We start from the raw sequence: 8,800 nt of genomic DNA on the forward strand, positions 1-8,800 counted from the left end.
GTGCTGGGCATACTGCGCGGGTGCATGAGTTGCTCGACAACCACCTTGCGTTCCTGGCTGCCCATCGAGGCGAGGTACGACGTACCGCCACCGGAATCGAGGTGGTCGGTGAGGACGCGTACTTCTCGGCGTGGATCCCGCTGACGGCGGATGCGGAGCTCCCGGACGGGACCGCCACGGTGCGGTTGGTGCCGTGGAGCGGGGACGGATGGGAAGAGCGGCTGGCGGCGGCCGGGTTCGAGGCCGCCGAGGTGCTGGTGCACATGGAGGCGCCGCCGGACGCCGTCGAGGGTGACCCGATCACGCCGATCGCGACGGACGAGGACGCGGTGGCGTTCGCCGAGGTGCAGGGTGCTGCCTTCCTGGACGACGACGATCCGGACATCGACTGGTGGCGGACGATGCTGCGCGAGAAGGCGGTGCTGAACTACGCGCGGCCGGACCAGTCGTTCTATCTGCTGCGAGTGGACGGCGACCCGGCGTCGGTGACACTGGTGTTCCGGACCGGGCCGGTGGTCGGCATCTATGCGGTCGCCACGAAACCGGCGTACCGGGGACGCGGGCTGGCCTCGACGCTGCTCGCGCAGGCACGCCGGGACGCAGCCGGCGGGCGGCTCACGTTGCAGGTGATGGAGGGCTCGGCGGCCGAGCGGCTCTACCTCAAGCTCGGCTTCCGTCCTGCTTTCCGCTCACCGCATTTTCGTCGTCCGTAGCCTCTTCCTTCTCCGTCGCGCTGCCGACGCCGGACGAGCCGTGGCTGCTCGGGTCGCGGGTGGTCAGGTTGCCGACCCGGAGGACCTCGCCGTTGCGGACGTACCAGGTGGTTCCGTCCTCGCCGCGGAGCGTGGTGATGCGCAGCCCGACCGCGACGACCACGCCGGTGGCCTTCTCCATGTCGATCAGGTCGCCGACGCCGTACTGGTCCTCGAAGATCATGAACACGCCGGCCAGGAAGTCCTTCACCAGCGTCTGCGCGCCGAAGCCGAGCGCGACCCCGATGATGCTGGCCGACGCGATCACCGGGAGGATGTTGAAGCCGAGTTCGGCCAGCACCATCACCACCAGGATGGACGTCAGCACGATCGTCACCGCGCTGCACAGCAGCGAGGCGATCGTCTCGGCCCGCTGGGTCCGGCGTTCGCTGGCCAGGTTGTTCTCGACGAAGCCCTGGCCGATCTTCGACTTCGACAACACCCCGGCGACGGCGCCGTTGCCGGTCCGCCGGGCGAACCGGCGGATCACCTTGTGCAGCAGCCAGCGCAGCACGAAGAAGCCGATGATCAGCCCGGCGATCCGGGCCGGGACCATGAAGATCTGGTCGGTCACCTCCAGCTTGCCGTCGTTGCCCATCCGGAAGAACGTCGGGAAGGCCTCAGGCAGCGAAAACAGGGGGTGACTGATCGGGGACACAAGGTAGCTGGTCAGAATAGGCATCTCGCCGCCCGATCTTAGTAAGGCTGACAAGGGAGACGCGATCGCATGTCCAGCCGGCTGGATGACGAGCTGTCGCGGCTCGTGAGCGCTGGTGTGCTGCGCCGGTACCAGGCCGACGCTCTGCGAGACGCCGCGGACGCCGAGATCACCGCTGCACTGGCCGATCCAGGGCGCGCCCGGCCGGAGGCTCCCGCCCAGCCACCGAAGCCGAAGGCGCAGCCGGTCGTGTCGCATGCGGGCGCACTCATCGAGGTGCTCGGCTACATCGGCGGTGCACTGCTGCTCGGTGCGGTCGCGCTGCTGACGATCGCGAACTGGGGTGAGATGGGCCACGCCGCGCGGGTCACCACGGGTACGAGCGCCGCGATCGTCCTGCTCGGCGCCGCCGCCATCCTCGCGCTGCTGCGCCGTCAGGACCAGCTGAGCTCGGCGCTCGCGGCTCTCGGCTGCTGCGTGGCCGGTTTCGCGACGTACGTCGCCATCGAGGGGGAGACAGGCCGGGTCGTCGGCGTCGCGGTGGCACTGGCGCTGGTCACCATCGGGGTGTGGTGGCTGGCCGGCTCTTCGTTGCTTGTAGCAACGTTCGGGATTCTGGCCGTCGGCGTCCTGGTGCTCACCGCGGACGTGCTCACCCCGGACAACGGTACGGCGACCAACACGGCCGGGATCGCCGGGACCGGGTTCATCCTGGTCGCGTTCGTGATGGCGCTGCTCGGACTGGTGCGAGACCAGGTGACCGCGTGGTCGCTGGCCGGGGCAGCGATGTTCAGCTCGTCGATCTGCTGGCTGGTCCAGGAACGCGGCGAAATCATGGCGCTGGCCGTCGGCACGGCCGGTCCCGCCGCTCTGCTGGTCGCGTACGGTCGCCGGCATGCGTCGGCGTACGCCGTGGTGGGCTGCGCGATCCTGCTGGTCATCTGGCCGACCGCGCTCTATCAGTTGACCGACAACGTCGCGGGTGTGGCCATCGGTCTGGTCGTCGCCAGTGCCGCGCTGCTGTTCGCCGTACTGCTGCTGAGCCGTCGCCGCTCCAACGCGAACCAGTGAACGCGGCGCGCGGCGTTACGCAGTACGGCGGTTGATGCGGCAGACTCGCTGAGGTGACTGCTCCTACTCCAGCCCTTGTCGAGCTAGCGGTTGCCCATGGGGTGGCGACGGAGTACTGGAACTGGCAGGGCGAGCATGTGGTCGTCTCGAGCGAGGTGGTCGCCGCCGTGCTCGCCGCACTCGGGGTGGACGCCTCCACGCCGGAGAAGGCGGCCGACGCGCTCGCAGAGCATCAGCAGACGCGCTGGCGTCGTACTTTGCCCGCCACTGTGGTGATGCGGGAGGGGTGGACGCCCTGGTTCGCCGTTCACCTGCCACACGGGTCCAGCGCCGAGGTGTGGGTGGACCTCGAGGACGGCGGGCAGCGGCGGGACATCCCGCAACAGGACCACTGGGTCGAGCCGGAGTGGATCGACGGTGTGCAGATCGGCGAGGCGACGTTCCAGTTGCCGGGCGACCTGCCGCTCGGGTACCACCGGCTCTGCGCGCGGGTCGGGGCCAGTCCGGAGATCTCGGTCAGCACGCTGATCGTCACGCCGCGCAAGCTGGAGCCGGAGAAGCTGCGACGCACCTGGGGCTGGGTGCTGCAGCTGTACTCGGTTCGCTCGCGCCGGTCGTGGGGGATCGGTGACCTGCACGACCTCGCCGACCTGGCCGCCTGGTCCGCGAACGACCTGGGCGCCGGGTTCGTATTGGTGAACCCACTGCACGCCGCGGAGACGTCCGGCCGGATGGAGCCCTCGCCGTACCTGCCGGCCTCGCGGCGGTTCGCCAACCCGATCTACCTCCGGATCGAGGACATCGACGAGTACGGCGACCTTGCGCCCGCGGAGCGGGATCGGGTCCGGGCCCTCAGCCTGCAGACGCGGGCGTTGAGCGAGGACCCGACCGCACTCGACCGGGACACGGTCTGGGCGGCGAAGCGGGAGGCGCTGCAGTTGCTGTTCGGCGTCCGCCCGTCGATCGGCCGGATCGCGGAGTACGGCGCCTACTGCGACCGCGAGAGCCAGGGGCTGATCGACTTCGCCACATGGGCCGCCATCGCCGACGTGCACGGGCCGGAGTGGAGCAAGTGGCCCGAGGAACTGCAGGAGCCGACCGCACCAGCTGTTGTTGCCTTCCGCAACGAGAATCCCGACGCGGTGGAGTTCCATTGCTGGCTGCAGTGGCAGATGGACGAGCAGCTTGCTCGCACCCAGGCGCGGGCGAAGGCCGCCGGCATGTCGCTGGGCGTCGTCCATGACCTGGCTGTCGGCGTACATCCGGATGGCGCGGACGCTTGGGCGCTGCAGAACGTGCTGGCTCCTGGCATCCACGTCGGTGCACCGCCGGACGCGTTCAACCAACAGGGTCAGGACTGGTCGCAGCCGCCGTGGCGACCGAACGCACTGGCCGAGACCGGGTACGCCGCCTGGCGGGATCTGGTCCGGGCGGTGATGCGGCACGGTGGCGGGCTCCGGATCGACCACATCCTCGGCATGTTCCGGCTCTGGTGGGTGACGTCGCCGGAGCGGCCGACCGAGGGCACGTACGTCCGCTACGACCACGAGGCGCTGGTCGGCATCCTCGTACTCGAGGCCACGCGCGCCGGCGTGACCGTGGTGGGCGAGGACCTCGGCACGGTCGAGCCGTGGGTGCGTGACTACCTGACCGAGCGCGGCATCCTCGGTACGTCGGTGCTGTGGTTCGAGCGGGACCGGGCCGGCAACCCACTGGCACCGGAGCGCTGGCGGGAGCTCTGCCTGGCCACGGTCACCACTCACGACCTGCCCCCGACGGCCGGCTACCTCGCCGGCGACCACGTCGAACTGCGCAACCAGCTCGGTCTGCTCGCCAGACCTGTCGAGGAGGAGCTCGCGGTGGACGAGGCGGAGCGCGACTCCTGGCTGAACGCTCTCCGCGAGCGGCACCTGCTCAGCAACAGCGACGGCGACGTGGAGCGCATCGTCGAGGCACTGCACCAGTACGTCGCTCATACACCGGCGAAGCTGGTCGGCGTGGCATTGACCGACGCTGTCGGCGAACGTCGTACTCAGAACCAACCGGGCACCACGGACGAGTACCCGAACTGGCGCGTGCCGCTCGGCGGTCCGGACGGCCAGCCGGTGCTGATCGAGGACCTGCCCAACAACCAGCGCCTCCGTCGATTGATCGGCGCGCTGAATATCTAGCTTTCTGTACACGGTCGCTTACGAACCGTTGACAATAGATTTGAACGGTTGTTTTCTATGTGTCAACAAGAAGGCGCCTTCCTTCGCTGTCTCACCGCCCCAACAGTTGAAGGAGTCCTGGCATGCTGCGAGCACGCAAGCTCAGCCTGGCCGGAATCGCCGTCGGCGCACTGGCGCTGACGGTCAGCACGTCCGTCCCGCTGGCCTACGGGCACGGGTACACGACCACGCCGATCAGTCGCGCGAAGAACTGCGCGAACGGCACCGTTCAGAACTGCGGCGCGATCCAATGGGAGCCGCAGAGCACGGAAGGGCCCAAGGGGTTCCCGGCGTCCGGCCCAGCGGACGGTCTGCTCTGCTCCGCCGGCCTGGCCCAGTTCCACGAGCTGGACGACCAGCGCGGGGGAGCGTGGCCGGCCACTCAGCTCACCTCGGGTGCGAGCTACACGTTCAACTGGCACCTGACCGCACCGCACTCCACCACCGACTTCAAGTACTACATCACCAAGCAGGGGTGGGATCAGAACGCCCCGCTCACCCGCGCCGCGCTCGACCTGAACCCGTTCCTGACGGTGCCGATGAACGGCGGCCGGCCGGCCAACGACGTCAGCCACCCTGGCACCCTGCCGAACCGGTCCGGCCGGCACATGATCCTTGCGGTCTGGACCATCAACGACACCGCGAACGCCTTCTACCAGTGTTCGGACGTTAATTTCTGATTCAACCGGAAGTTTCGTGAATTACTTTCGTGGGAAGTGCACTCCTTGAAATAACCGCCCCGTATTTCGAGGAGTGTCCCCATGAAGTCAGTGCTCCGTCGTGTCCTCATCCCCGTCGTCGCCGTCATCGCCGGGCTGCTGCCCGCGGTGGTCGCCGTCGACCAGGCGTCCGCGCTCACCAAGATGACGCACTCGCAGGCGACCGCGATCTTCCGTGCCGCCGGCATCACCTGGTCGTCCAGCGGTGGCTGCTCGGACTGGAACAACCCGACCTGTACGTCGTTCACGAACATCAACGACTCCACCGTGTACGGCGTACGCACCCTGAAGCAGGCGAGCGGCTGCGCGGTGAACATCACGGGTGGCACCGAGGTCGGTCACGCGAGTGGCACCTACAGCCACCGCAACGGCTACAAGGTCGACATCTCCGTGTACACGTGTGTCAGTAACTACATCCGCGGCACCTTCACCCGGATCGCCGACCGCGGTGACGGCGCCCAGCAGTGGCGCTCGGGCGCCGGCAACATCTACGCCAACGAGGGCAACCACTGGGACATCACGTACTACAACTGCGGCGGCTGCTGAGCCACCATTTGGCTGGCTGACGTAGCACGTTGTGGGTTTGCCATCCTGTGCCAGGGTGGCAAACCCACACTCCGCCTGGTCAGCCAGTCAAATGGGTGAGGGTCTGGGGTGAGCGGCGCATCGGGGGTACTAGGCTCTGACCCGTGATCACTCTGCTCTCCGGCCACACCGTGCTGGTGTTCGTCGGTATCCCCGTGCTGGTCATCGCGGTGGTGGCGCTGCTGGTCTTCGCGCCGTCGATCGCGAAGGGGCCGCGCTACCGCCCAGGCCTGTCCTGGTGGGCTCCGCCGGTCTGGATCAACGGTCCAGTCCCGACGAAGCCGGACCCGGCCCATCTGCCCGAGCTGCCCGGTGCGCCGGGGACCCCCGCGACCGCCGGCAGCGGCGTCGCCCGCACGACCGGAGGCGCAAGTGCCAGCTGGTGACGCATTCACTCCTGACCAGCTCTACGACATCGAGCGAGCGGTCCGGCACGCCGAGGAGGTCTCCGGCCTGAACTTCTCCGTGTACGTCGGCGGAGCGGACTCCGAGACCCGCCCGTTCGCGCTGGAGCTGCTGAACGAGCTGGAGGACCCCGACCACACGGTCCTGGTGTACGTCGACCCCGCCGGGCGCCGCCTGGAGATCGTCACCGGAACGCTCGCCAAGCGGCAGCTGTCGGACACGGCGGCCGGTCTGGCCGCGCTGGCGATGCAGACCTCGTTCGCCACTGGTGACCTGACCGGCGGTCTGGTCACCGGCGTCCAGCAGCTGGGCTCCCACGCGCGCCAGGCGCCGCTGCTGCACGCGAACGAGCCGCACAAGCAGTGAGCCCAGCGCTCCAGCCACGCCGGATCGAGCTGGGCGACGTCGTACTGCGTCCGTTCGTCCTGTCGGACGAGGCCGCGGTGGCCGATGCGCTGCGCGACCCGGACATCCTCCGCTGGACCGGGGGTACTGCGGTGATCCGCACTCCGGCGGACCTGCGTGCCAGGCGGTGGCTGGAGCCGCGGATCGACGGCTGGGCGCGTGGCAGTGCGGTGTTCGCCATCGCGGATGCCGAGACGGACCAGGTGGTGGGCACCGTGTCGGTCCGCGACGTCAACCGGGTGCCTGACCAGGCGGTCGTTGCCTACTGGGTCAGCCCCTCGGCACGCGGCCGCAGGCTCGGTGCCCGTGCACTCGACGCGGCGGCCCGGTGGGCGTTCGCGCCGGACGGTCTCAGGCTGCACCGTCTCTCGCTGGACCACTCGCTGATCAACGAGGGCTCATGCCGGGTTGCGACGCGGGCGGGTTTCCAGCTGGAAGGGACCATGCGGGACTACTTCGTCGAGGCGAACGGAGAGCGTCACGACTCGCACCTGCATGCGCGGCTCGCGACCGATCCGCCGCCTCAGCTGCCCGGCGCGGCCGCAGGCTCGTAGGTGGGGCAGGCCGGGTTCCTGTACGCCTTCTGGGTCTTCGGCGCGGAGCACAGCTCGAGGACCTGCTCCGACGATGAGCCTGGGCCGAGGTAGACGACCCAGCTGTCCGTGAGCGGCTCCATGGAGCTGTCCGCGAGCCCCGGATACTGGCCGTTGACCAGCATGGCCTTCGCCGGCACACCAGCCGCGATGAGCTTGGCCGCCGTACCCTTCGCGAGCGTGTCGGCCTCCAGGCCTACGTCGGTCGGGTACTTGTCGAGGACCGCGATCCACTGGCCGCGTTTGAAGGCCGGCGAGGTCGGGCCGGTGTTGACCGCCGGCGTACTGGCGTGGGACTTCGGTGCCGGCGTGCTGGGTGGCGGCTTGCGGTCCGCCTTGGCCGTGCCGGCCGACGGCTCCGGATCCGGACTCGGTGTCGCAACACCCTCGGCTGGAGCCGCGGCGCCGTTCGGTACGGCGCCTGTCCGCAGACCGTCGTCGGTCGTCGGCCCGGCCGATCCCCGCGTCAGGATGAACGCGAACACAGCGAGCATCGCGGCCGCGGCCACGATCGACGCGCCGATGGCGCTGTGCGACCGCTGCGCCTTCCTCGGTTGCTCCGCGGGGGACTCGCGGTGCCGTGAAGGGCTGTGATGTCTCCGTGCTGCCCGGGCGGGCGGCCTGCGGTGATCCACGGGTGTCACGGCAAGGGCCCCTCCCCACAGTTTCCCTGCAGTCGGCTGATTCACCCGCAGCTTAAACCGAACCAGCGAGTAAGTGAGTCTTCTTCAGGTGGGGAGAATCTCCTTCTGTACAAGGGAATCGCCGTCCGCGCACGTGTCCTCACGATGCGCCGACGAGCAATCGTTTGATCCTCACGCGGTGCATCGGAGTGGTGACTCGACTAGATCCCGGAGGGGATGCCGTCGAGTTTGGGTTGCGGCCGGGTGTCGAGGGCGTCGTCGAGCCAGGCGTCGATGTCGACACCTGCGCCGAGGATGTGAGTCACGTACGACGCACGCTCGTGGCTGAGGACCTCTTGTTCCCAGACGCAGGGACCGGCGCCGATCGGAGCCGGACGCAGATCGCCGGCCTCCATGCCGCTGAAGATGCTGAGCCGGGACTGGAAGTCCTTCGACCAGCTCTGTACGACGAGGTACATCGCGTCGTCGCCGAGGTGCAGCACGACGACGGCCAGACCTAGTGAGCCCATCGCGTCGTCGAACTCCAGCTGCCGGGAGGCGGTGGCACGGGCGACCTCCACCATGTGGTCGTCCCACTGCCGTCCGCGTGCGGTGATGACGTACGGCTTCACGAGCCGGTGCGGGTACCGCCAGGGCATCAGCGGCGTGACGGGTCGCGGGCGGTACGCCTCTGCGAGTCCGGTCAGCGCAACGGCTGCCGCACCGGCCAGGGCGGGGTCAGAAGCGGGCACCCCATCAGTTCTACAGGTCACCAGGCC

The 8,800-nt window shown here is 68.8% G+C and carries 11 protein-coding genes; 8 read left to right on the forward strand and 3 right to left on the reverse strand.

What is annotated here, in order from left to right; genetic code table 11:
* Nucleotides 1–20: 20 nt before the first annotated feature.
* Entirely contained in the window at nt 21–713 is a 693-nt protein-coding gene (locus tag ACGFH6_RS30935; protein WP_393391010.1) for a GNAT family N-acetyltransferase, read from the forward strand.
* On the opposite strand, the gene ACGFH6_RS30940 is transcribed toward ACGFH6_RS30935, so the two are convergent.
* A complete protein-coding gene (locus ACGFH6_RS30940; protein ID WP_393391012.1) occupies nt 661–1,434 on the reverse strand; it encodes a mechanosensitive ion channel family protein in 774 nt (257 codons plus the stop codon). The two genes, ACGFH6_RS30935 and ACGFH6_RS30940, sit on opposite strands and share 53 nt — an antisense overlap.
* 45 nt (nt 1,435–1,479) lie before the next feature.
* Between ACGFH6_RS30940 and ACGFH6_RS30945 the strand changes: the two genes are divergently transcribed.
* The 7 genes from ACGFH6_RS30945 to ACGFH6_RS30975 all read left to right on the forward strand — a co-directional run bounded on the left by ACGFH6_RS30945 (nt 1,480) and on the right by ACGFH6_RS30975 (nt 7,359).
* Nucleotides 1,480–2,481, forward strand: a complete 1,002-nt coding sequence (locus ACGFH6_RS30945; protein WP_393391014.1) for a hypothetical protein — start codon at nt 1,480–1,482, stop codon at nt 2,479–2,481.
* 53 nt (nt 2,482–2,534) lie between these two features.
* Complete coding sequence (gene malQ / locus ACGFH6_RS30950) at nt 2,535–4,652, forward strand: 4-alpha-glucanotransferase (protein WP_393391016.1); 2,118 nt, start codon at nt 2,535–2,537, stop codon at nt 4,650–4,652.
* 122 nt (nt 4,653–4,774) lie between these two features.
* Nucleotides 4,775–5,371 (forward strand): lytic polysaccharide monooxygenase, encoded by a 597-nt coding sequence (locus ACGFH6_RS30955; RefSeq protein WP_393391018.1) that lies wholly within the window; start codon nt 4,775–4,777, stop codon nt 5,369–5,371.
* A gap of 81 nt (nt 5,372–5,452) precedes the next feature.
* Entirely contained in the window at nt 5,453–5,956 is a 504-nt protein-coding gene (locus ACGFH6_RS30960) for a hypothetical protein (RefSeq protein WP_393391020.1), read from the forward strand.
* A 143-nt stretch (nt 5,957–6,099) separates the two neighbouring features.
* Nucleotides 6,100–6,381, forward strand: coding sequence for a hypothetical protein (locus ACGFH6_RS30965; protein ID WP_393391022.1), 282 nt, complete (start codon nt 6,100–6,102; stop codon nt 6,379–6,381).
* Nucleotides 6,368–6,766 carry a DUF5130 family protein gene (locus ACGFH6_RS30970; RefSeq protein ID WP_393391024.1) on the forward strand — a complete coding sequence of 133 codons (399 nt, stop codon included), beginning with the start codon at nt 6,368–6,370 and terminating at the stop codon, nt 6,764–6,766. The genes ACGFH6_RS30965 and ACGFH6_RS30970 overlap by 14 nt, the downstream gene beginning before the upstream one ends.
* Nucleotides 6,763–7,359 carry a GNAT family N-acetyltransferase gene (locus ACGFH6_RS30975; RefSeq protein WP_393391026.1) on the forward strand — a complete coding sequence of 199 codons (597 nt, stop codon included), beginning with the start codon at nt 6,763–6,765 and terminating at the stop codon, nt 7,357–7,359. The genes ACGFH6_RS30970 and ACGFH6_RS30975 overlap by 4 nt, the downstream gene beginning before the upstream one ends.
* On the opposite strand, the gene ACGFH6_RS30980 is transcribed toward ACGFH6_RS30975, so the two are convergent.
* Nucleotides 7,329–8,033 carry a hypothetical protein gene (locus tag ACGFH6_RS30980; RefSeq protein WP_393391028.1) on the reverse strand — a complete coding sequence of 235 codons (705 nt, stop codon included), beginning with the start codon at nt 8,031–8,033 and terminating at the stop codon, nt 7,329–7,331. The two genes, ACGFH6_RS30975 and ACGFH6_RS30980, sit on opposite strands and share 31 nt — an antisense overlap.
* A 209-nt stretch (nt 8,034–8,242) precedes the next feature.
* Entirely contained in the window at nt 8,243–8,773 is a 531-nt protein-coding gene (locus tag ACGFH6_RS30985) for a hypothetical protein (RefSeq protein ID WP_393391030.1), read from the reverse strand.
* Nucleotides 8,774–8,800: the final 27 nt, after the last annotated feature.

Source organism: Kribbella sp. NPDC049227 (assembly GCF_043197265.1).
Classification (GTDB): Bacteria; Actinomycetota; Actinomycetes; order Propionibacteriales; family Kribbellaceae; genus Kribbella.